Source organism: Rummeliibacillus sp. TYF005 (assembly GCF_003844195.1).
GTDB lineage: Bacteria > Bacillota > Bacilli > Bacillales_A > Planococcaceae > Rummeliibacillus.
On the sequence record NZ_ML122559.1, the window covers coordinates 18,450 to 43,246 of the forward strand.

The following is a 24,797-nucleotide window of genomic DNA, read 5'->3' on the forward strand; positions in this document are numbered from 1 at the left end:
TTGCATATTCTAGAAATATAGTATAATTCCAAAAATAGAATACAAAGGGGTGTTCATCTATGAAAGAATATGCACAAGTTTTTCAAGGTACCGCTTTTACAAGTAAGTCACCGAAGGAAGTACAAGTTTTACAGAACTATCTATTCTGTATAAATGAAGAGGGTTTGATTGAACGAACTGTATCTCCAGAAGAACCCGAATATCAAGAAATAATCGAAGCATATCTCAATAAAGATAATTTTCATCGTTTATCCAAGGGACAGTTTTTCTTACCTGGTTTTATAGATTTACATGTTCACGCACCACAATGGGCACAATCAGGCACTGCTTTAGATATTCCCCTCAACGATTGGTTAAATACTTATACATTTCCGCTTGAATCTAAATTTTCCGATTTGCAATTTGCTGAAACCGTCTATCGAGATTTGGTAAGCCACCTATTAGCAAATGGCACAACAACTGTATTGTATTTTGCTAGTGTTCATAAAGAATCTAGCCTGTTATTAGCTGAAATATGTGCCAAGAAAGGCCAACGAGGTTTAGTCGGAAAAGTAGTGATGGACGATCCAAATTTAAATCCAGATTACTATCGAGATGAGAGTACAGAAGCAGCTTTAAAAGATACCGAAGAATTTATCATGGCTGTAAAGGAATTAGCCAAAACTACGAAACAAGGCGTATATCCAGTTGTTACACCACGCTTTATCCCTAGCTGTACAGATGAAGCTCTAATCGGCTTAGGCGAGCTCGCTTCCAAATATGATACTCATATACAATCACATTGTAGTGAAGGAGATTGGGAACATAGTTATGTAAAGGAACGCTGTGGAAAAAATGACGCTTTTGCATTACATGATTTTGGCCTGTTGCGTGACAAATCTGTCATGGCTCATTGTAGTTTTCTAAGTGACGATGATGCGGAGCTATTTGCTAAAACAGGGACTGCCATTGGTCATTGCCCTCTTTCAAATGCCTATCTCGCTAATGGAGTAACTCCAATTGCCCATTTACATAGCAAAGGAATCGATATTGGGTTAGGTACAGATGTCTCTGGTGGCTTTTCACCTAGCATTTATGACAATGCTAAACAAGCAGTTATTTCCTCTAGAATGTTAGAAGATGGAGTCAATACTTATCTTCCTACTGAAGAGCGTGGAGTCCCAAATTCACGCATCACGATCAACGAAGCATTCTTTTTTGCTACTGCTGGCGGCGGTGAAAGTCTAAGTTTACCAGTTGGTAGATTACAAGAAAACTATGCTTGGGATGTACAAATAATTCATACAAGTATAGATACTGCAACACTTCCCATTTTCAATGAGGAAGAAGATTTACTAGATGTATTTCAAAAAATCATGTATTTAACAAGACCTGAAAATATTAGAGAAGTATGGGTACAAGGAGAACTCGTTCACTCTCGATAATATAAAAAGCCCTAACTATTTCTAAAATCCGAAATAGTTAGGGTGGATTTAAAGTTGTTATAGTAAATATAAGAAATTAATTTACAACTATTCAAACATCCCAATTAAAATATATTTTGCTTGTTGGGATTGTTTCATCTTTTTCAACTCTTTGTTTTGAACTTTAGCTGTTTTTAACGGCGTGATAAAGTTAGAAGTAGATGGTAGTTTGATAGAATCTTTGGCAGTAACGATTACATCACTAACTTCTAATCCTTTGACCACTTGGTATTTCCCTTTATAGGTTACACCTAATGTGACTTCTTGCTTTTGAACCAATCCTTTATTTGTAAACTGATATACATAATGTTTTTTATTGTCTTTCAAAATCGAGTTAGCATGTAGAATTGGTGTGTTCGTTGCTTCTGCTAATGTTACTTGTAACTTCATGTTCGTTCCGATAAGCAATGGTTTAGTTGGTGCTACAGTTTGAGTATTGGCAGATTGGTCTGCTCCGTCTTGTGTAGCATTCTGGTCAGATTGACTTTGATCTTCTGATGTTCCATCTTTTACTGTTTGTCCATTACTTTGTGAATCTTGCGTTTCAGGTGATGTACCAACTTCTGCTTGATCTTTTTGCTTATCATTCTTTGCAGCTTCACCTGTTATGTTAACTAAAAATGAATAAGTAGGATCTTCTTTTTTATCTTTCTTAGCTTTATTTGGATATGTGATAACTTGTAAAACCGTACCGTTATAGTATTTCTTCGTTAACGTAGAATATAATTTAACAGATTGCCCTTCAGCAACCTCACCAACTTTTTTAGCTTGTACAATTGCCTTCACAACTAAATTATTCGAAGCGATTGTCATTATTGGATCCTTTAAATCCTCATTAATATTGACAATTTGTCCCTCTACAGTACTTTTTACAGTTAAATCTGCCAATTGATCTTCCACTCTAGAAATCTTAGCTTCCGTTGCTTTTAATGTCGCTTCTACTTTTCCTTTTTCAGCTTCAGCCTCTGCCACTTTTTGTTTAACGTTACCTTCAACAATTGAAGATGTGTTAACTTCTACATCCACATTAACTTTCTTGTCTTTTGATGTTGTGCTCGCCTTATTGGTAGAATCGTTTGGTGTAATTTGTTGCAGTTGAGTGATTTCTTGGTCTATGCTATCAATTTCACCTTGAAGTTTTTCTGCCTCATCTTCTAACTCTGCTTTTGTATCTTCTAGTTTCTGAGAATTATATGAATATAAAGGTGTGTCATTCGATATGACATCTCCCTCTTTTACTAATATTTTATCCAAAGTACCCTTTTGTCGATCAAAATACACATGAGTTTCAGTTTCCGGCTTTGTCACTCCTGTTGTATGCATTAATTTCTTTACATTGCCCTTTTCAACAGTTGTCCAATTATTAATATTAACTGTTCTTGCCGCTTTACTATCTTGCTTTAATAAGAGGAAAAGATTGATTCCAACAAAAACTATGGCAACTGCAGCAATTATAAATTTGCCCCATTTTTTCAACTTTCTCATCCTCCTTTAGAAAAAGAATCCTATTTTTATATAAGACATAAAGCTTGCGAAAATCCAATATAGTAAAAATAGGATTGTAGCCGCAATAACCACTTTTTTACGTGATTCTACTAATCTTGATAAATAGTAATAAGAATACGCTAACATAGCCACTCTAAATAATGTCAGTTCACCTAAAAAGTGAATCAGCAATTCATTATTAGAAATATATTGTGCAATAATTCCTAAAGAAAAAATATCAGATGTCGCATCTACATTAAGCAAGAGAAATAAAGGCAATTGAATAATCTTCTCTATTAAAAAGATACTAAAGACATTTAGTTGAACAATGACTAATTTACGAAAGCTACCATTGATAAACGCAAAATAATATAAGGCAGAACCAAAGATTAATACACAAGGAACCAAAACTCCTTGTAACAATCTACCAATTAGAAATAACTGTTTTCTTGCCTCAAACGCGTGATTGCCTATACTTGATAATTCACTGGAAATCGATTGTGTACCGATTCCAAAAGCACCGCTTATTATATACGTAAAAACACTTATCAAGAATAGGAAAAATATATTTAATCTATACCGTGAATATTGTTCAGCATCTTCTAGTTCTGCACAATATTCATTTGGTTTTAAAATCCCTTTGATAGGATTTACTTTAAGTGTCATGTTCAAATCTCCTTTAAAATTTCTTGTTGCTATAGTTGGCCTAATCTATAAATTTTTTCAATTTAAATACAGAAAGCTCTGTAGAGAGGTTTCTCATAACAGAGCTTTCAAATATCTGATCAAATTTATATTGTTCGATATGATATGTATCTTCTCTTACTTCAACTTTATTTTAGTAACTAATAGAATGAATTGTCAACTATATAGATAGGAATTTTTTGTTGAATTCATGGGACTTTTTAGAATAAATATGCATCTAAAAGCCGAATAAAAAAGTATAAATAATATAAATATTCAGTGAAATTAAATTTGTTTTACTGTACAATAATATTACAAAGAATATTGAGCAAAATGTGAGCTTCAAAATTAAAGGAGTTCTCATTTATACGAGGGATGGTATTGCATAAAAGGCAAAAACTGTCCATATGACGCTTTTGCCTTTTAAATATTTTCGGTAATAACAGCATTTTTACGAAAGTTGCGTTCTAACCTTTTTAGTTTCATTTCCGTCCTTTGGAAATTCTTCACAACTAAGAATGATAAATTGTATATCCAGCTCCACCTTGATGTTTTGCTTCATACATTGCTATGTCAGCTTTACTATATAACCAATCTATTTCCTGCCCATCATCAGGATAAATGGATATTCCAACACTTACACTAATATTCAATTCATGATTTCCCAGAATATAAGATTGTTGGAACAATTGAACGATTTTCTTTGCCACTTCTACTGCTTCACTTTTCTGTTGAATATCAGTAAGGAGAATGGTAAATTCATCCCCACCAATGCGGAAAATTTTCGCTTGTTCAGGTAAGTTTTCTACCAACCTTTTTGCTACATTAAACAGGAGTTTATCGCCTTTTCCGTGTCCCAGAGTATCATTAACTGTTTTGAAATTATCTAAATCTAATAGAAAAACAGCAAACATTTTTTGATGTTCTTCTGCTTTTACCAGTTGTTCTTTCAACAAATCTAAGAAACATCTACGATTTGGTAATGTTGTCAAATCATCATGATATGCTAAATAATTGATACTCGCCGTCGCTTGATATCGTTCTGTAATGTCTTTTAATTGAAAAAATACTCCTGATATAGTTCCGACATTCTCATAAATTGGAACTCCATTTAATAAGCACATAATCTGTTGATCTAAACGTGTATTTTTGATCGCTATTTCAAAATCAGACACTTCTTTTCCTTCTTCAAGAATTTGATCAAAATACTTATGCAAAGGGTTACCTTTAGATATTTTTTCACCTATTACATTTTCCCTTTGCCATCCAGTTAATTTTTCGGCAGTCTGATTGAACTCTACAATCACACCCTCATCATCCACCTTGATAATACCATTCTGAGTAGACTCCGTTACAACTTGGTTAAATATATTCAGCTGCTTATTCTGCTCTCTTATCATTAACTCTCTTTCTATTAAATCAACTGTAGTTGCTAGTAATGTTAATAGTAAAGGACTTTGATAATCTGCTAAAGTTACAATTGAGAACGTTCCTTTTAAGTGCAAATTCTCGAATTCAAAAGGAACTGAATAACAAGCTGTGTTTTTTAAAAAACTATGATAGTGTTGTGTCCCGATTAATTCAACTGGCTGATTTGTTTCTAAAGCTAAACTGACTGAATTGGTCCCAGCATATTCTTCTATAAACTTTATACCAGGGCGAAATCCCATATGCTTCATCTGATCTTTTATATTTGCATCACCTTTTAGTTCTAAGATGGTTCCATTTTCATCTGTAACTGCCAGCTGTATTGGAATATTTTCAATCGTCTTAAAAAATTTCTCCACAAAAAAATCTGATACTTTTAAAATACTTTTAAACTGATACATCTTTTGGCCCAATTCTAGTAAACTTACTGTTACTAGATCTGGTATTACATTAGGATCTAAGTTCCTTTTTTTACAACGTTTTTTAGACTCTGCTATATATTTTGAAATATCACGCTGAAGGATACTCATATTTTTTTATCTCCATTCCGATACATTCTTTATTGCCTCACAGATTATTATCATAAAAATTGAGTAATAGCACAATAGCTTTTTACCTATTTCCTTAAATTAGTAATATTTTGACGAATAGGATAGGTTTTAGGGAGTATTAATTATATATCGAATGACTAAATGATACAACTTTCCCAAACTATTATGTATTTTTTCATAGGATAATTGAATCTTATTATTTTGCAATAAGTCGAATAGTTATTAACTATTTGCATAAATATACAATTTTATGCTCCTTTTATTTTTTCCTTTTAAAAAGAGAAAATCCAACCTCTTGTCTTGAGACTAGATTTTCATACATATATAAGATTTACTAGACTAGCTTCTTGTTTGACCAAATCTTTCTTATAATCGTAGTGATAGAGCCTAGATCTAGTACTTCCTGTTGCTTCCAGTTTCATGTTTTTCAAAATTTTAGTGACAGTATTACGGTTTTGAATTTGTAATAGATTACTGCATTCTTTATGAGAAATACTTGATTTATAAAGTAAAAACCAATCGAAAAGCGTATTCTCAATTGCCTTCTTGATAGTTTCTTTACATCTGGTGCAGATCCATGTTCTTTGTGTAGTTCGAATGCCGTTTCCACCGCAAGGACAAACAATGCCAGTTCTCAGATGATTTATAGGGATATTATATTTTTCTGCTAAAGGAAAAATGTTAAATGGGGAATTTTCACGTTTAATAGTTGAAACAATTTGTTTTAAATGATTACCCGAAACTATTTTAGAGTGTGTGTCTAGTCCTTGCAGAAATAGGGGGATTTCTCTAGGACTCAGCAATTTTACTTTTGTTGGGGCTGTTTCGATTAAGACATTTGGATTTGGCAGAACAATTGCTATTTGAATAGGAAGATTTATTTTGAATTGCTGCCTTAACCAATAGTGTAAACTATCCGCCGCCCTTAATGTCTGCTGTTGAGGACATGGATAGCTATAAGTCTTTCCGTTAATTGTTTGATGTAACGAGTAAGGATTTTCGTTAAATTTCAGGGTGCCCTTTAAATTTTTTACCTCAAAAATACAAATAAATCTTTCTGTCAAAATTAATGTATCTATCTCTATACGTCTGTGGGGAGAGACTTTCAGTTCAACATTTGGTAATACATAAAAAGCATCGGTAAAATGAGTTTCCTTAATAGCTTGGTCAATTCGATATTCACCTTTAAAGCCTATCTTTAGATTTTCAAGATCCTTCTCTATTTCTGCTCTTTTTGGATAAGCTGGATTCACTCTTAGCAACAATCTTTGATAAGCAGTAAAAAGCAGTGTTTTATTTCTCGGCTCGATAATTTTGGATCATCTCCTAGCATGAATATTTTCAACTATATTTTACTTAAATTCTTTTATTTTACAATATATTATTTTATAAATTTTAGTATTTTCAGTGACATTTATTGAGACTGATGCTCTTATTGTTCGCGGCAGGGATTTAGCTGATTATATTTTTCTGGGGCGCGGACAAGGGAGAGCATTTAGTGGGGATTTGGGGAACTACTTGGGCTTTCTTTATTATAACTGGCTTTTCTTTTTGCACAACTCGGACTCTCTTTTGCACAACTCACTTCCTTTTGCACAACTCAGACTTCCTTTTGCACAACTCGCTCCTCCTTTTGCACAACTCGGACTCCCTTTTGCACAACTCACTTCCTTTTGCACAACTCGGATTCCCTTTTGCACAACTCGCTCCTCCTTTTGCACAACTCAGATCCTCTTTTGCACAACTCAGACTTCCTTTTGCACAACTCACTCTCTTTTGCACAACTCAAACTCTCTTTTGCACAACTCAAACTCTCTTTTGCACAACTCAGACTTCCTTTTGCACAACTCAGACTCTCTTTTGCACAACTCGCTCCTCCTTTTGCACAACTCAAACTCTCTTTTGCACAACTCGCTCCTATAAACACACTTCTCCGCTCTTTATCTCCCATCTCTCTCTAAAAAAAATCCCAGCCTCATGGGGAGACTGGGATTAGCATGGTGGAGATATTATTTTTTGATCAATTCAAGATCGACTGGGATTGATTTGGCAACTTTTTCACCTTTTAGTGATTTTACAGCTGTGTCTAATGCAATTTGACCAATTTCAGTTGGTTTTTGAGCGATTGTTGCAGCCATTTTACCAGCTTTTACTGCTTTTTGGGCATCGTCAGTAGCATCGAAGCCTACAACTTTGATGTCTTTACCTGATGCTTCGATTGCTTCAAGAGCACCTAGAGCCATTTCGTCATTGTGAGCGAAAACGCCTTTGATATCTGGGTTAGATTGAAGGATATTTTCCATTACAGATAAACCTTCTGAACGGTTGAAGTTTGCAGTTTGTTTTTTCACAACGTTTAAGCCTTTGTCAGCTACTTTGTGGAAACCTTCACCACGGTCACGAGCTGCAGATGAACCAGCAACACCTTCAAGTTCAGCAACTTTAGCACCGTCGCCAACTAATTCTTTTAAGTATTCGCCGGCCATTTCGCCACCTTTAACATTATCTGAAGCGATGTGAGATACTACCTCGCCGCCTTCAGAAGAACGGTCAACTGTGATAACTGGAATATTCGCATCGTTTGCAGATTCAACAGCTGAAGCAACTGCTTCTGAATCTGTTGGGTTGATGATGATTAAGTCAACATCTTGTTGGATTAAGTCTTCTACATCAGAAGCTTGTTTAGAAGCGTTGTCTTGTGCATCAACTACTGTAAGATCAACATTTTCTTTTTTTGCTTCTGCTTTTGCACCATCAGATAAAGTAACAAAGAATGGGTTATTTAATGTTGAGATTGACATACCAATTTTCATATCATCTGTAGATTTTTTTGCCGCTTTATCAGATGATGAACTATCACCATTTGGTGACATTGAGCAAGCGCCTAGTAATAGTGAAGCTGATAAAGCTAAAGTCCAAGATAATTTTTTCATTGTAAACAAACTCTCCTATGCTGTTTTTTTGCGGTCGATAAGTACCGCGATTAATATAACAACACCCTTCACAACTTGTTGGAAGAATGAAGATACCCCGATAAGATTTAAACCGTTATTTAATACACCAATGATTAGCGCACCAACTAATGTACCGAAAATCCATCCGCGACCACCAGTTAAAGAAGTACCACCTAGTACTACGGCTGCAATGGCATCAAGTTCATAGGATTGTCCAGCTGTTGGTTGAGCTGAGTTAAGACGGGAAGTTAGGATTAAAGCTGATAGAGCTGCAAGCATACCTGTTAATGAATAAACAGCAATTGTAATACGATCTACATTAATACCAGATAAACGTGAAGCTTCTTCGTTACCACCAATTGCATAGACACGACGTCCAAAAGTTGTTTTACGTAAAATGAAGTAAAGAACTAGGAATGCGATTAGCATTGTGATAACAGGAACAGGAATACCTAAAAAGTAACCTTTCCCGAACATTTGGAATGCAAGTGAATCACCTAAGCCAGACACTGGTTTACCATCTGTATAAACAAGTGTTAACCCACGGTAGATTGTCATTGTAGCTAGAGTTGCGATGAAAGGAGCAACTTTCCCTTTTGCGATAATAAATCCGTTTACTGCGCCAAGTACTGCACCTAAAAGTAAACCGATTAGCATGGCTAAAAATGGATCCATGCCACCTGCTAGTAATCCTGCACTAATTGCACCAGTTAATGCTAGTGTGGAACCAACAGATAAATCTATACCACCTGTTAAGATAACAAATGTCATCCCGAATGCGATTAATGCACTAATTGAAACTTGACGTAGTACATTGAAAATATTTGTAGCTGTTAAAAAGCTAGGGCTCATAAATGAGATAATGATGATTATTAAAAGTAGCCCTAATAGTGGTCCAAGTTTTTGAACTAAACCTTTAGATTTGGACAACTTTGTCACCTCCAGTAGCGTAATGCATAATTTTTTCTTGAGTCATTTCTTCTTTTGATACTTCACCGGTAATTTTACCTTCATGCATAACAAGTACTCTGTCTGCCATGCCGATAACTTCTGGTAATTCTGATGAAATCATTAAAATTGCAACACCTTGTTCAGCAAGGTCATTAATAATTTGGTAGATTTCCTTTTTGGCACCGATATCGACACCACGAGTTGGTTCATCTAGGATTAAAATTTCTGGGGCATCACCCAACCATTTTGCGATAACAACTTTTTGTTGGTTACCACCACTTAATGATTTTGCGGTTTGCATTGCACCAGATGAACGAACTCCTAATTTTTTCATTAGGTTATTAACAAAGGTGGATTCCTTCTTCGAATTAATAACACCCATTTTGGAAGCCTTGTCCAAGTTTGTAAGCATAATATTATCCTTAATAGAAAAATCAACGACTAAACCTTCTGATTTGCGGTCTTCTGTCACAAAGCCAATACCATGTTTTTTCGCTTGAATTGGATTTGAAATTTTCACTTTTTGACCGTCGATGAAGATTTCACCTTTGTTCATCTTGCGATAGCCAAATAGTGCCTCAGCTACCTCTGTACGGCCTGCACCCATTAGACCTGCTAATGCAAGAACTTCGCCTTTTCTAAGTTGGAAGTTAATATCTTGGCAATAGTCATTTCTTGTAAGGCCTTTCACTTCAAGCTTGACTTCACCAATTGAAGCGTTGCGTTCAGGGAAACGATCTCCCAATTCACGACCAACCATCATTTTAACAATTTCATCAAAATTCGTTTCTTTTATGACACGGACACCAATGTACTGGCCATCACGTAAGATGGTAATACGATCGCAGATGGCGAATATTTCTTCCATACGGTGGGAAATATAAACAAAGGAAACACCTTGTGATTGTAATTTTCGAATCGTTTTGAATAATGTTTTGATTTCACGATCTGTTAACGCAGCAGTTGGTTCATCCATTATAATGACTTTTGCGTGTGTCTCGATTGCTTTTGCAATTTCTATAATTTGTTGTTTCCCAACAGATAATTGGCCAGCCGGTGTTTTGACGTCAACATCTAATCCGAGTTGTTTTAAAATACGACTAGCTTCTCTATTCATCTCTTTTGTTTTTAAAATACCCATACCTACTGTTTTTTCATTGCCTAAAAATAGGTTTTCAGCAACAGTTAAATCCGGTAGAATATTAAGTTCTTGATGAATTACTGCAATCCCCATAGCTTCTGCTTCTTTTGGGGATTTGAAGTCTACTTCTTGTCCATCTACTTTGATGACACCTGCATCACGGCCGTAAATCCCTGTTAAGATTTTCATCAGTGTTGACTTACCAGCACCGTTTTCACCCATCAAAGCATGGATTTCTCCATCTGCAAGTGAGAATTGGACATCTTTCAACACGACATTGCCACTAAAAGCTTTATCAATGCCTGTCATTTCAATCATTTGGTATCACCACCTTTTAAAATATGACCCCTGATTGCAAAATAATATTTGCAAACGGTGTTGCTTCTCCTGTACGGATAATTACTTTTGCTTTAGCTGAAAGTTGTTTTAACTCTTCATGGCTAACAGTTTCAATCGGAACATTGACTACTTGTCTTACCCGACTGTGTAATGTTGGATTTTGCACATTCATCTCTGTTGCAATCCATGCTTTTTCTGCATTAAAGTCATCTAAAACTGCGTCCAAAATATCTGAGAAACTAGGCTTTCCAAGTGTATACGAAAGGTCTACACAAGGAACACCATCTGGAATAGGTAACCCACAATCCGCAATCATAATCGTATCTGTGTGACCGATTTTCGCAAAAATACCAGCTAAATCACGATTTAAAATTCCATGTTTTTTCACTTTGCTTGTCCTCCTAGGCGATTTTCAACCATTTGTAATGTTGGCATACCGCCTTGTGCGCCAAATTTTTCAACGGACAATGATGCAGCAATATTAGCAAAACGAACCGCTTCTTTTAGAGATTGTCCATTTGTTACGGCATATGCTAATGCACCATTAAATGTATCACCAGCTCCGGTTGTATCAACAGCTTTTGTTTTATAACCTTCGATGAAAATATGTTCTTTTCCATCAAAGTAACGAGCGCCATTGCTTCCTAATGTGACGATTAGTTTATTTGGATACTTTTCTAATGCGCTTTCCACATCTTCAGAGAAAATATCCGCACATTCCGTTTCGTTTGGTGTAAGGTAATCTACCAAGTCCATCCAAGAAGGATTGAAAGATTCCGCTGGAGCAGGGTTAAGTAATACGGGTACGTTTAAATCTTTGCAAACTTGCAATGCATATTGAACGGTGTCTGCTGGAATTTCTAATTGCATAATGACCATTTCACTTTTTTCAATTAAAGATTTTGCAGCATCGATTTCTTTAGGAGTGATCAATGCATTTGCGCCTGGAACGACAATAATACGATTATCTTGTTCGTAAAGTAATATATTCGCGATACCAGTCGCAGCTTCATCTGTTGCATATACAAATTGTGTGTCAATACCTTCAACTTTTAAGTTGTTAGTTAACTCTTTGCCAAAACTATCTTGACCAACTGCACCAACCATATGTAAATCGCCACCAAGTCTTGCAACTGCTACAGCTTGGTTTGCTCCTTTACCACCAGGTACTGTTGTAAAAAGGTTTCCTAAAACTGTCTCACCTTGTTTAGGAAAAATAGTTGTATCAACGACTAAGTCCATATTGATACTTCCTATTACAGTAATCATCAAATCTCTCCTTACTTTGTCGAACTTCTAATAACAAGTGTTGCTGGTAATTCCGTCAAATTATTTTCTATTTCATGACCTTCAATTTTTTGAATAAGTAATTCTGTTGCTGCAGTGCCCAACTTGTATATATCTTGTGCAACCGTTGTCAATTCGGGTGTTAATAATTTCCCCATACTGATGCCATCGAATCCTACTAATTGAAGTTCACCAGGAATTTGAACATCCAGCGAATGAGCAGCTTTCATAGCGCCAATTGCTAGAACATCACTTGATGCAAAAATACCATCAACGAATTCATGTGTTTTTAGGTAGTCAAATACTTTTTTCTCTGCTTCATCAAAATCAAATTGACTAGTAATAATATCAGAAGAGATGTTAGGGTAATTCTTCATTGTTTCCATAAAACCAGTAAACCGGTCTTCCGCTACATCGAGTCCAACAGGTCCACGCACACATAGTATGTGCTTACAACCTCTTGCTATTAAATATTCAGTTGCAATTGTTGCACCATCTATATTATTTGTTGTGACAGTTGGAATAGCCGGATCAAGTCTTCTATCAAGTGCCACAATCGGCAAACTTATTTTACGATAATAGTCTGCTTCAAGTTGATTGGTCGTCACGATAAATCCTGCGGCGTACTTTTGTTGAAGCGACTCTATATAATGTATTTCTCTATCTTTCTGTTCACCAGAATTACAGAGTACAACTGTATAACCATTTGTATAAGCTGTATCTTCTACAGCTCTTGCTAGTTCAGGGAAAAATGGATTGGTAATGTCAGGTACAAGCAAACCAATGATATTGGTCTTTTTTGTACTTAAAGATCTTGCAAGCTGATTAGGCTTATAATCTAATTCTATGATTGCCATTTCAATTGCTCGTTTTGCATCTTCACTTACATAGCCTTTGCTATTTAAATAGCGAGAAACTGTAGCGACCGAAACGCCTGCATGCTTGCCTACATCTTTAATGGTAACCATTCTTTTCCTCCTTTGTAGCATTGTGTAACCGATTACACATGTAATCGAATACACATTAATATACTGAAAAATATTTTATATGTCAACACAATTATTGAAATAGGTTATACTAAATATTCATTTCGGACAATTATATTAAAAAAACAGTTTATTACACGCTATTATTATGAAATTCTAGTAAAAAATTGAACAAATTGAATAACCTTATTATGTAATATATTTCATACTTAATCGGATTTTTTGTAAGGATTTTTAAATAGGCTATACTATTTGGATGTAATTTCACTAATTGAATTAAAACTTCCTTATTATTATTAAAAGACTGCCTGAAAAGTTTTCTTATGTGAGGAGAGAGTACGTTAAGACTTAAACTGTTTGGAACGTGGATTCAATTTCTTATTGCGTGGATTAAATTCGCAATCCATTTTTTGGATTCTCAAAGACTTTGGTCGCGGGTTTGATTATTTGTTAAACATATATTCTTGCCGCGAACTAGGGGAGCATTTTTTCTTTGATTCGTTTTGCAAGAGGACTTAAATTGTTCGGAACGTGGATTCAATTCCTTATTGCGTGGATTGGAGCTGGAGTTGCGTGGATTAACTCCGTAATTGCGTGGATTGATCACTGAGTTGCGTGGATTAATTGCTGTTTTCCGTGGATTGAACTCTGAATCGTATGGATTTAACCTATATTTTGGTATATCAACAGTTGTTTCCCTAGATTAGCTTAAATCGATTTAGTAATGCAAGTAGATATGCTTATATTCGTTGCTTATATTCGTTCTATTTTTTGATATCCATAAAAAAGCCCCATGTATCACACGGATACACAGGGGATGTGCTAGCCAACTATTTTAGAAAGTCTATCTTTTTATTAATATCTACAATCCTATCCTCTATAGTAGGTTTAACTGTTTTTAGGTTTGTTAAATGTTCTGCTAGGTTCTCCCAATCTGATAAACCGAGGTCTGTTACACGACCTTCAGAGTAGGCTTTTGCAAACATTGTGAAGCCGTCTCCACCTTTTGCTGTGAAGGCGTTTGTCGCAATTTTGTACGTTTTATCATCTTGGATTGGTGTGAAATTTCCATCTTTATCTTTATATGCAATTGAAACAACTCGTTCACCCGCTGGCTTAGTGGAGTCAAATTCTACTTTCCCTCCAGATACATGCAAGAAACCGCCATTTTCACTTGGATATGATTTGAAGCTTATTTCAAAGGCTGATTTTAATTCTGCACCTGTTACAGACATCGTAGCAAGTGTGTTTCCAAATGGTAGAACAGTGATGACTTCGCCAACTGTAATATCTCCAGCTGGAATGCCTGCGCGAATACCTCCACCATTTTGTAAAGCCATGATGATATTTTCATCGTACTTTTTAGCTTTTGCCAGCATGCCATCTGTAATAATATTACCTAAGGCTGTTTCACTATTTCGAACACTAACGCCTTTCCCATCAGAATCAGTCCTTGGATTTGTCAGTTCGCTTTCTGCAGTTGCTCCGATTGATTTGTTTGTAATTTCTTTTAACTTTTCAGAGTATTCTTTTAGCATTGCAGCAGCTTCCGGATCTTCTTGTTGATCAGATACTTTTACTAATTGACCATCTGATTGAACAACTTTACCTTTGAAATCAAACTTAACATCCACTGTACCTAAAAAATCACTATATTGAAAAGCTTGTACAATGACTGTTGGGTCTTTTTCTTTACCTTTAATGTCTTTTTCAATAACTACAGGTTTATCTAATTGCGTATGGCTATGACCACCAACGATTAAATCGATACCTTCTACTGATGCAGCTAAAATTTGATCATTATCCACAGCTGGATTATCATCATAACCAATATGCGTTAGCGCTATAATTTTATCAACGCCTTTTCCTTCAAATGCTTTTACTGCCTTATTCGCTTCTTCGATATAATTTTCAAATTTAACACTACCTGGGCTTGAGATATCCTTTGTTTCGGCTGTTGTTAAACCGAAAATCCCTACTTTTTCGCCATCTATTTCTTTGATAATACCGTTATAAATCTTTCCTTTTTTCGGATCACTAGATATCAAATCGGTGAATAACCCTTTAAATCTATCATCGCCTGAGAAGTTAACGTTTGCGCTAACAAATGGGAAATTAGCACCCTCTATGAAATCGACAAGCGCCTGATGTCCTTCTGGGCTCGATCCTAAGTCAAATTCATGATTTCCAAATGTCATTGCATCATAACCTAAATTATTCATAAACTTAAGATCTGCTTTCCCTTTAAATTCGTTGAAATATAACGTTCCACTAAATACATCCCCTGCATCTAATAACAACGAATTTGGCTTCTCAGCTCTAAATTGCTTAATAGCCGTTGTTCTTTTTGCGATATTATCTAAATGTGCGTGTGTATCATTCGTATGCATAACTGAAATTGTGAAATCATCTCTCTTACCGTTCACTACTTTAATTTCTTTGCCGTCTGGTGTTTTAATTAGGCCATTAGCAAGAATTGAATTTTTATACCAAAATCCTTTGTATTGAACAATGCCTTTGTTTAATTTGTAACCGTTATATAGTTTTCCTTTGTAAAGGTCTAATCCCTTATTTAAAGTTCCGCCATCATATAGCTTCCCTTTATAAAGATTCAATCCTTTGTTTAAGTAAGGTCCATCATATAATTTATCTTTATATAATGTAAGAACAGTATTCAACTTTCCTTTTACATATAGCTTTCCTGTTTTCTTACCAATACCAGTGTAAGGTTTTCCTTTTACATAATAGATGCCTTTATATTTACCTGTTGCTTTTTTACCGTTTTTGTAATAAACACTACCTTTTAGCCCTGTATATAAATTACCATTTTTATACAATTTGCTATTGTAAAATTTATACCCCTTAACTACCTTGCCATTAGATTTTTTTACAAGTTTACCATTTGAAATCTTATAGTCTGATGCAGCATTTACATCTACCGGCGTTGTAATAACTGCTCCTACTAACAAGGTACTCCCCAATATAAGCGATGCTACTGGTTTTACAAATTTCAGATTGTACATATTCTCCCAACCACCCTTTATAGTATTTATTACCAATTTAGTAATATATACTATTATAAAAAATAATCACCATTTAATCTATAAATTAATATAATTCCAAGGATATATTTACATTTATTACAATGGAATAATTCTACTAACAGATGGATGGGGAGGAGGATTTCATATGAAGTAATCGCTTTTGGAGAATTAGATAAATCTTTAGTAATACATTAAATCAGGTACTCACAATTCAAGTCAATTGTGAGTACCCGATCGTTCTTCTTATACAAATCTTAGTTCATGGTTTGTCATTTTCGATACTCCTTTTACTTTATACTGTCTACCACCTTCCCAATTTCTGATTATATGAGAATATGTATTATTTCAATACTGAGTAATGTTAATAATTTTATTAATAGTTTCCGGAAGATCAAAATAAAAACACCACCTCAACTATATGGTGGTGTTTTGCATCTCATTTTCTCAATACATCCAATAAGATTCCCGATTTATCCTCGGACCGTTCTGCTCTTGGGAATTGGAGGCAATAGGGGTCGTTTCTTTCCATGACGGCAATTTTTGTGTAAGCGCTTTTAAAACCGCGGTTAAAAATTTGCTTCGCTGTATCCCCCCATCTTTCTTGTCCTGGTGTTTTGTGGTTGAGTAGTTGAAATCCGCCTGATACTAATGCGATCTTCTTTATGTCCATTAATGGAATGCTGCCTTTTTCCAAGAAGCTGATTGCTTGTCTGCTCCCGTCAATTGAAGAATATCCCTTATGTGTGTTGGAGCTTGCGAGGCATTTTTTCTGAAAGGTTTCTGTTAACTTAACGGCATTTTCATAGCATGTTTGTAGCTTTTTCTCTGAGTATTTTCTTCTTAATCCCTTTTTTAAAGAATGAAATGATGACTTTAATTTTAAATGATATTTCACTTGTACTTTTGCTTTGTGATCATAGGTAACGCAACGGATTGTACCATTTTCATATTGTACAAAGAGCATGCAATTTCCAGATTGAACATACTCTAAATGTTCATCTCTAATCTGAATAGCTATGACACTACAACTATTTCGAATATGTTTATCCGATTCATCGTAGTCAAACCAGATCGTTTTTCCAATTTTCTCTTTTCTAATCGCATTATTAGCTGCACATATGACTGCTTCTAAAGAGTCATTTAAATATGTTGGATCATTTAAATAACGTCGCATCATTTCTGCAGCTTTTGCACCAGAAAATGGACCTAGTGCTGAATCTCCATCGATCACAGCAAATCGATTATTTGTCGAGTCGCAAACTAAAGTGTTATCTATTTCTCTCCCGTAACCATCAACAGACATTAATCCAGAAGGTTTAACGATCATTCTACAATTTCCTCCATTCTTTTTATGAATTAAAAAAATCCCCTTGAAAAAACTCACAAAACGACTAGATATTCCTGCTCATATCTATCAACATCCTTTCTGCTTAATTTTATCTATATATTACCAAATTATTTTTAAAAAAGGATTATTTGTAGTCTAATTGTAACTAATTATTCACATTTTAAGTAATTTTTTAAAAAATGATAAATTTTATAAAATCTACACCTTCCTACTGAAAATTTAAGTCATATCAAATTTTTATCATGCCATAAAACGTTGATATGACGGACTTTCGATAAACATCGACAATTCATCGACAAAATTTTTTTATCGTTTTTACCCCTATAAAACTCATTTTTGTTCATTTTACAAATATCAAAACAAATTTGTATTCTCAAAGCACCTAGGAATATAGCATTGTGCACAATGAGATTGGAAACTTTTGATGAATAACTTTGAAGAAGTACTTGAAGGTTTTGAACCAATGATCACAGCTGCTATTCGAAAATGTCGTATTTACAAAAATCATGACCACTATCGTCAAACAGCTCGAATTGCCTTATGGAAAGCATGGAAAAATTACGACCAAGAGCAAGGCGACTTTGAACCATATGCTTACACATGTATTAAAGGAAGTATATTAGATGAGCTTAAAAAGGAAAGCCGGTATGAAGAACGCTATTACCCTGAACAAGATGATCTTATCGAGTTTTACACGCCAACATCAGAAATAGAAAACACAGATATTTTCGAGCAATTTCTAAGCAATCTAAAAAAAGAAGATAAACAGCTTCTAATTGACTATTATCTAGAAGGCTATACCTTTAAAGAATTAGCAAAAAAATATAATCAGTCTGCCGATGCGTTACGAAAAAGAAAAAAGAGGCTTTTGGATAAATTGAGAAAAGATTTGATGGAGTATTGATGTGTATCCGTAGTACGTTGAATCTTCTTAAGATAAAGATATCAATATAGAAATACTCATATTATTGTCTCAAATTTCAACTCAAAAATCCGAACCTACATGAATCATTTGGTTCGTCCATGCCAAAAATAAGGATAGATTTTGAATGGATATCCAAATTAGGTATATCTACTTGAAATTATTCAAGTAAAATTATTGGAGGCAATAGGAAAATGGATATTTCTGAAGATCGTTTTAATGAGTGGCCCGAGGACAGGATGAAAAAGGAGTTAAAAAACTTGATCATCGAAGCAATTCAAAATGAATATCCTCAAAAATTTATCGATACGCTTATCAAAAGAGGAAAATTCACTGAAGATGAGGTGCAAGAAATATATAAAGAACTTAACTATAAAAAGCGACCCATTAACTAATTTGCTGATATGATATAAGCTACGCAAATTACAATTTTTTTAAAAGTCCTTGATTACTAAATTGATCAAGGACTTCATTTGTTAAAATAGGATTAGTGTAATATAAAGCCCTGTTAGTGTGATTAATAAGATAGGAATTGTTAATGTAATCCCCATTTTGAAGTAAGTGCCCCAGGAAATTTTAATTCCCTTTCCCGCTAAGAGGTGGAGCCATACTAGTGTTGCCAATGAACCAATAGGCGTAATCTTAGGACCTAAATCGGAACCAATCACATTGGCATAAATAAGTCCCTCTCTCACAACGCCTGTCGTATTTGTTTGTACAATGGCTAGCGCATCAATCATAACCGTTGGCAAATTATTCATAACCGATGACAAAATAGCTGCGATAAAGCCCATTGCAACAGTTGATACATATAAACCTTGTGTAGCTAACTTTTCAATCACATCTGCTAAGGAATGTGTTAGCCAAGCATTCCCAACACCATAAACGACAACATACATCCCAATTGAGAAAAATACAATTGTCCATGGTGCACCTTTTAAAACAGCTTTAGTATCAACTGCATGACTCTGTTTAGCCATAACTAATAAGAATATCGCAATCATTCCAGCAATAATTGAAACAGGCACCCCTACCCATTCACTCGTCACATAACCGATTAACAACAATACTAATACGACCCAAGAAAGTCGAAACATTCCTTGATCTCGAATCGCTTCTTTTGGCTCTTTTAGCTTAGATACATCATATCGACTTGGAATATTTTTCCTAAAATAAATAGATAGTACAGTAATTGTTGCTATTAAAGAAAAAATATTCGGTAGAATCATTCTTGCCGCATACTCTACAAACCCGATATCAAAAAAATCCGCCGAGACAATGTTCACCAAATTACTAATGACAAATGGTAGAGATGTCGTATCTGCTATAAATCCACTCGCCATGATAAAAGGAATCACCATTGTCTCTTTAAAATTCAAATTACGAACCATTGCCAATACAATCGGCGTTAATATCAAAGCTGCTCCATCATTCGAAAAGAACGCAGCTACAAGAGCACCTAAAATACTGACATACACAAACATTTTGATGCCATTGCCATTCGATAACCTTGCCATCTGCAAAGCAACCCACTCAAATAATCCAATTTCATCTAAAATAAGCGAAATGATAATAATAGCTACAAACGTTAATGTTGCATTCCAAGTAATCCCCACTACCTTCTCAACATCTTGAAAATCAACAACACCAACTACTAACCCGATAATCGCCCCCACACACGCTGTTAGGCCTATATTCAATCCCTTTGGCTGCCATATCACAAAAAATAATGTCACCAAAAAGATAACAGTTGCTACAATCGCCATTCCCACAATCCTTCTTTCTACATAAATCCAAAATACTTTCTATATCATACCACCATACAATCAGGATGCACGATAGTTTTTGAACAGCTAATGAGCGCGGATTGGTTGCTTGGTGAATCTGGTGATTTCTGACCCTCCGAATACGCTTGCGAGGACTTAAATTGCTGTAAGGGCGAATACTATTCGAAATGGAGCGAATAAATTGGTGGAGGGAGCGAATTAATCCCTGATAGGAGCGAATAAAACGGGCCTAAGAGCGAATTAATCCCTCAATACCATTGTGCGCGGCGCTGTTACTTGTTCAAATCTAGTAATATCCGCCGCGGATTATGAGAGTATTTTTCGGCTGCTATGAATTTGCTCTCGTGCGGGGCTGGGGACTTAAATTGTTGAGAGAGCGAATACTATTTTATTTCGAGCGAATAAACCTACTCTAGGAGCGCATTAACTTCCACAGGGAGCGAATATTCCATACGAAAGAGCGAATAAATTGCTCATTACCATTGCACGTGGACCGGTTGCTTGTTCAAATCTAGCAATATCTGCCGAGAATCATGGGAGTATTTCTGATTGAACCTTTTTGTGTTATCACTTTAATGATTTTCTATACAAATCATATTTTCTTTAATAAAATAGAATTAATCTTTTAGAATATATGGAGGTGTGATTAGGTGATTAACTATAAATTAGATAAAGTGTTAAACCAAGCGCTTGTCGATGGTTTAATGGCAGGTTATAAAGAGTATACTGATATTAGAAGAGAGCGAGCTACTAATATGATTATTAGTAGTGCATATGCTTGGGTCAAAGGAAATCATATCGAAGATAACATTGCAAGAACATGCGAAAAACTTGGTGTTCAATACATATCTGCAAAAGCAGGTATGACGTGGAGATACTTACAATTTTATATAGGCGAAGAAAATATATTATTCGTCATAAAAAATGCAAAATATTTCAATGCAGATGAGGTTACACAAGGCAAAGATGCTAAAGGAAAAACACGTACCACTAATATGTCTTATATGAAAAAATTAGTCAATATTAATTCTCATATCGACTTTAGACAAGTTAAGCTTGAAAAAGTTACTGGATATGTTCAATTAAGTCTTTTCGATGATTACCCGCTGAATGATTCAGATATGCAAGAAATTGAAAAAATCGCTACAAATAGGAATGTTGATCGTTTTTATATCGTGACTTATGAAATCGATGAAAACCAATTAATCTCTCAAATTTCTTTATTTATGCCAAATCCAGAAGACAATAAAGCTTATCTAATTGATGATTTAACACAATATATTAATGCTGAAAACGCCTTTACTATAGATGAAAGACTAAAAAACATATTAGGAAACCAGTCAGATGAAGAATATGATGCTCTTTCATTCGGTATTGCAATTGAAGAGGATGAAAAAGATATTGATCCAGCTGGGGAGAGTTAGAAAATAAGGAGGTCTAAACCTGTGTTTATCGGTAAAAGCCTTACAAATATAAGAATTTTATATGACCTAAGTAGAAGTCAGTTGGCTGAAAAAATAGGCGTTACTGAACAGGCTATATGGCAATACGAGAATGGTTATGTTTCCCCTAAATTAGAAACTATAAATAAACTCAAAGAAATTTTCGATGTAAAGGGTACTTATTTCTATACAAGTGATTTACTAGAAAAATATGACCAAGAAAATATTGATCGTGTAAATATCGCATATCGTTCTGAAACGATTAACTCTGCCCATAAAACCCATAGCGAAACCATGTATTTACAGTATGTAGATGCCTTTTTAAAAAAAATAGAAGGTAAAATATCCTATCCGAAAAACACACTATTCGAATTACGAGAAGAAGTTGTTTCCTTTTTACGGACACATGTAAACTTAGAACGTCAACAACAAATTTCTTATATTGCTGCCCTAGCACGAGAAAAAATTGGATTGTCCAAAACATCCAACAAAAACTTGCTATTTCTTCTTGAAAAATCAGGCATATTCGTTTTTGAAAAGGAAATAGGACAGTCGATTGATGCTTATAGTATCTGGACTAATGATCACAGAGCTTACATTATACTAGGAACATTAAAGAAATCAGCAGTTAGAAGAAATTTCGATTTAGCACATGAATTAGGTCATCTTTTGCTACACTATAAAGTAGAATTTACAACACGAAACACTGCCGAATATAAACTGTTAGAAAAAGAAGCAGATACATTTGCTTCTGAATTTCTTCTACCTGACAACGAATTCATAAAAGACTTTACAAAAATCACAAAAAAATCAAATCCTGATGCTTACATTGAGCTAAAGCAAAAATGGTTGGTCTCGTTGCAAGCAATTGCTATAAAAGCATTCAAATTAAAATTAATCGAATATCAACAGTACAGATATTTTTATATGTCCATAAACAAAAAAGGCTACAAAGAGAAAGAACCTTTAGATGATGTAATACTTATAAATAGACCATCTAAAGTTAAAAGTATCCTTCAATTACTTTTTGAAAAGAATATTTTATCTGTATCTACTTTAATAGACGATTTACAAATAAATAAACGATTTTTAACTAAATTAACCGGAATTGATGAAACTTTCTTTGATCAATACTACAGATTAGAAAATAAAACCTTCTCTATATCTGACTTGAACATCAAAGTAAATTAAGAATAGATTTACCCAAAGTCTGAGGTTGACTAGTTAACAATCATCTGTTGTTAACTAGTTTTTAAATATTACTCAAATTTATATTGCTACATGACTTTTGTACATTATAAAATTCCATCAACATACTTCATCAATCATCCAATATATATTTTAAAATTACGCTATTGATTAGGTCCACGATACTTATCTGATAAAACTACATAATTTGCATGATCGATTTTATCCCATTCTGTCTTTTGATACTTCTGGTATTTCAATCGGTCATTCACTTGGTTGCGGTCAAAAGGTTTAAAATATTGTTTTTCGGCCCAGCGAAAGGTATCTAGAAAATCCGGATGGTCTTTGTTATTATAAACTTTCAGAAATCCCATAAATCCAGGTGGCCCCCCTACATCTTCTGGTGGCGCTGCTCCTTCTCCTGCTAATACAGTTGGAAAACCAAAATAATAATCATTAACTACCTCATCTACTTTAATGGTAATTTGCCATCCATCCCCAAAATCATAGCAATATAAGATTTCATCATATTTTTCTAAATACTTATCAATCTTCGTATGTGTAGGTGATTTTACTGTAAATTTTAGATTTTCTCTCTTACTCTTCTTAAAATCCTCCAGGGTAACAGGATTATTCGTAATAATTTCATGATCAATGACAAATTCAAAAAAGTGGTAAGGTTCATCAATCCATTCACTTTGAAAATTTGTTACATTCTGTATCATCTCATGTAAACGATTAAATGTTGCGCCTGCAGGCATCACCACTTTTCTCCATATAGCTGGTTCAATATCTTTAAATGTAATTGTAAGAATGTACGCTTTCATGTATTCACCTCGTTTATCTTGACTAGCTTAATTATATCTAATATTGACTGAAATTAAGCAATCTAGCCTTTAAATGCTAAAGTAAAATACTCTTAACTCATGATGAGATTAAGAACTTGAATTGTGCTGGTTTCAGATACCTGGGCTAAGGGCCTAGGGACTTAAATTATTGTAAGGGCGAATACTATTTCCTTTCGAGCGAATAAATGGACGAAAAGAGCGAATTAATTCCTGATAGGAGCGAATAAAACGAGCCTAAGAGCGAATTAATTCCTCAATACCATTGTGCGCGGCTCAGTTGCTCGTTCAAATCTAGTAATGCCTGCCGCGAATCATGGGAGTATTTTTCCGCTGCTACGAAACGGCCTGCGAGGACTTAAATTGTTGTAAGGGCGGATTCAATTTGTTTTCGAGCGGATTAATCTCTTTATCGGGCGGATATTCCTGTGGAAGGAGCGGATAATCCTTCTATTCAAGCGGATAAACAAACATAAAAGAAAAGCCCTTAGCCTCCGAGGAGATTAAGGACTTAAATATGTGTGGAATTATGTTGTTTTACTCTTTAGGCAGGTCAAGTTCTTGGTATGCTGACTGATACTTTCCTCCATCGGCAACTTCTGAATGATACAAAGCTTTAAGCGCATAGTTTTTCTCAAGATCCATGTTTACCATCAATTCTTTTAAGTGTTTTTGTAATTCTTTATTTTCTTTAACCAATTGGTTCATTTGAGATTTCAAGTATTTCATAAGATATGGTCATACTCCTTTCAGATACCCACAAGTATAGCACTAATCATGGTATTTCGATTACATACTGTCTTCGTTCAGTAATGAATGCCCGACACAAAATCCTAAACTAGATACTAAAGCTTGTGTTTAGCTCATCATTAATTCTATCCTTATTGTTAAACTTTCACCTATGTATTATCCAACAAAAAATCCCTTAACCTCCGAAGAGATTAAGGAATTA

At 34.6% G+C, this 24,797-nt stretch carries 20 protein-coding genes; 5 read left to right on the plus strand and 15 right to left on the minus strand.

Annotation, left to right across the window (positions count from 1 at the left end):
- The first annotated feature begins 59 nt into the window (after positions 1-59).
- Entirely contained in the window at positions 60-1,424 is a 1,365-nt protein-coding gene (guaD, locus tag CW357_RS10335; protein ID WP_119416396.1) for a guanine deaminase, read from the plus strand.
- 87 nt (positions 1,425-1,511) lie between these two features.
- Here the strand turns inward: guaD and CW357_RS10340 are convergent, their stop codons facing one another.
- The 12 genes from CW357_RS10340 to CW357_RS10395 all read right to left on the minus strand — a co-directional run bounded on the left by CW357_RS10340 (position 1,512) and on the right by CW357_RS10395 (position 17,640).
- Positions 1,512-2,948, minus strand: coding sequence for an efflux RND transporter periplasmic adaptor subunit (locus tag CW357_RS10340; RefSeq protein WP_124217967.1), 1,437 nt, complete (start codon positions 2,946-2,948; stop codon positions 1,512-1,514).
- A 6-nt stretch (positions 2,949-2,954) separates the two neighbouring features.
- Positions 2,955-3,614 (minus strand): hypothetical protein, encoded by a 660-nt coding sequence (locus CW357_RS10345; protein ID WP_124217968.1) that lies wholly within the window; start codon positions 3,612-3,614, stop codon positions 2,955-2,957.
- Between the two features lie 530 nt (positions 3,615-4,144).
- Positions 4,145-5,590 (minus strand): diguanylate cyclase domain-containing protein, encoded by a 1,446-nt coding sequence (locus tag CW357_RS10350; RefSeq protein ID WP_124217969.1) that lies wholly within the window; start codon positions 5,588-5,590, stop codon positions 4,145-4,147.
- Between the two features lie 335 nt (positions 5,591-5,925).
- Positions 5,926-6,864, minus strand: coding sequence for a nuclease-related domain-containing protein (locus CW357_RS10355; protein WP_158582376.1), 939 nt, complete (start codon positions 6,862-6,864; stop codon positions 5,926-5,928).
- 756 nt (positions 6,865-7,620) lie between these two features.
- The gene (rbsB, locus tag CW357_RS10360) at positions 7,621-8,544 is read right to left on the minus strand and encodes a ribose ABC transporter substrate-binding protein RbsB (protein ID WP_119416402.1); all 924 of its coding nucleotides are present in this window, start codon (positions 8,542-8,544) and stop codon (positions 7,621-7,623) included.
- 15 nt (positions 8,545-8,559) lie between these two features.
- Complete coding sequence (gene rbsC, locus CW357_RS10365) at positions 8,560-9,495, minus strand: ribose ABC transporter permease (RefSeq protein WP_199670750.1); 936 nt, start codon at positions 9,493-9,495, stop codon at positions 8,560-8,562.
- Positions 9,482-10,975, minus strand: coding sequence for a sugar ABC transporter ATP-binding protein (locus CW357_RS10370; protein WP_119416404.1), 1,494 nt, complete (start codon positions 10,973-10,975; stop codon positions 9,482-9,484). The genes rbsC and CW357_RS10370 overlap by 14 nt, the downstream gene beginning before the upstream one ends.
- A gap of 16 nt (positions 10,976-10,991) precedes the next feature.
- Positions 10,992-11,384 carry a D-ribose pyranase gene (gene rbsD, locus CW357_RS10375; RefSeq protein WP_119416405.1) on the minus strand — a complete coding sequence of 131 codons (393 nt, stop codon included), beginning with the start codon at positions 11,382-11,384 and terminating at the stop codon, positions 10,992-10,994.
- The gene (gene rbsK / locus CW357_RS10380; RefSeq protein WP_124217970.1) at positions 11,381-12,265 is read right to left on the minus strand and encodes a ribokinase; all 885 of its coding nucleotides are present in this window, start codon (positions 12,263-12,265) and stop codon (positions 11,381-11,383) included. The genes rbsD and rbsK overlap by 4 nt, the downstream gene beginning before the upstream one ends.
- A gap of 11 nt (positions 12,266-12,276) precedes the next feature.
- Positions 12,277-13,251, minus strand: a complete 975-nt coding sequence (locus CW357_RS10385) for a LacI family DNA-binding transcriptional regulator (RefSeq protein ID WP_119416407.1) — start codon at positions 13,249-13,251, stop codon at positions 12,277-12,279.
- An 848-nt stretch (positions 13,252-14,099) separates the two neighbouring features.
- Positions 14,100-16,292 carry a bifunctional metallophosphatase/5'-nucleotidase gene (locus tag CW357_RS10390; RefSeq protein WP_241155073.1) on the minus strand — a complete coding sequence of 731 codons (2,193 nt, stop codon included), beginning with the start codon at positions 16,290-16,292 and terminating at the stop codon, positions 14,100-14,102.
- A 457-nt stretch (positions 16,293-16,749) separates the two neighbouring features.
- Positions 16,750-17,640 (minus strand): hypothetical protein, encoded by an 891-nt coding sequence (locus tag CW357_RS10395; RefSeq protein WP_124217971.1) that lies wholly within the window; start codon positions 17,638-17,640, stop codon positions 16,750-16,752.
- A 445-nt stretch (positions 17,641-18,085) separates the two neighbouring features.
- On the opposite strand from CW357_RS10395, the gene CW357_RS10400 reads away from it, so the two are divergent.
- Positions 18,086-18,565: a sigma-70 family RNA polymerase sigma factor gene (locus tag CW357_RS10400; protein WP_124217972.1), complete on the plus strand. Its 480-nt coding sequence runs from the start codon at positions 18,086-18,088 to the stop codon at positions 18,563-18,565.
- A gap of 212 nt (positions 18,566-18,777) precedes the next feature.
- Positions 18,778-18,978, plus strand: coding sequence for a hypothetical protein (locus tag CW357_RS10405; protein ID WP_124217973.1), 201 nt, complete (start codon positions 18,778-18,780; stop codon positions 18,976-18,978).
- Positions 18,979-19,059: 81 nt separating this feature from the next.
- On the opposite strand, the gene CW357_RS10410 is transcribed toward CW357_RS10405, so the two are convergent.
- Positions 19,060-20,349: an arsenic transporter gene (locus CW357_RS10410; protein ID WP_206426820.1), complete on the minus strand. Its 1,290-nt coding sequence runs from the start codon at positions 20,347-20,349 to the stop codon at positions 19,060-19,062.
- A gap of 671 nt (positions 20,350-21,020) precedes the next feature.
- On the opposite strand from CW357_RS10410, the gene CW357_RS10415 reads away from it, so the two are divergent.
- Together CW357_RS10415 and CW357_RS10420 are read left to right on the plus strand one after the other, a co-directional pair.
- Entirely contained in the window at positions 21,021-21,794 is a 774-nt protein-coding gene (locus CW357_RS10415; protein WP_124217975.1) for a spr1630 family ClpXP-sensitive toxin, read from the plus strand.
- Between the two features lie 21 nt (positions 21,795-21,815).
- Complete coding sequence (locus CW357_RS10420) at positions 21,816-23,003, plus strand: spr1629 family repressor/antitoxin (RefSeq protein ID WP_124217976.1); 1,188 nt, start codon at positions 21,816-21,818, stop codon at positions 23,001-23,003.
- 161 nt (positions 23,004-23,164) lie between these two features.
- On the opposite strand, the gene CW357_RS10425 is transcribed toward CW357_RS10420, so the two are convergent.
- The gene (locus CW357_RS10425; protein ID WP_124217977.1) at positions 23,165-23,827 is read right to left on the minus strand and encodes a plasmid pRiA4b ORF-3 family protein; all 663 of its coding nucleotides are present in this window, start codon (positions 23,825-23,827) and stop codon (positions 23,165-23,167) included.
- Between the two features lie 555 nt (positions 23,828-24,382).
- Complete coding sequence (locus CW357_RS10430; RefSeq protein ID WP_124217978.1) at positions 24,383-24,574, minus strand: hypothetical protein; 192 nt, start codon at positions 24,572-24,574, stop codon at positions 24,383-24,385.
- Positions 24,575-24,797 lie beyond the last annotated feature (223 nt).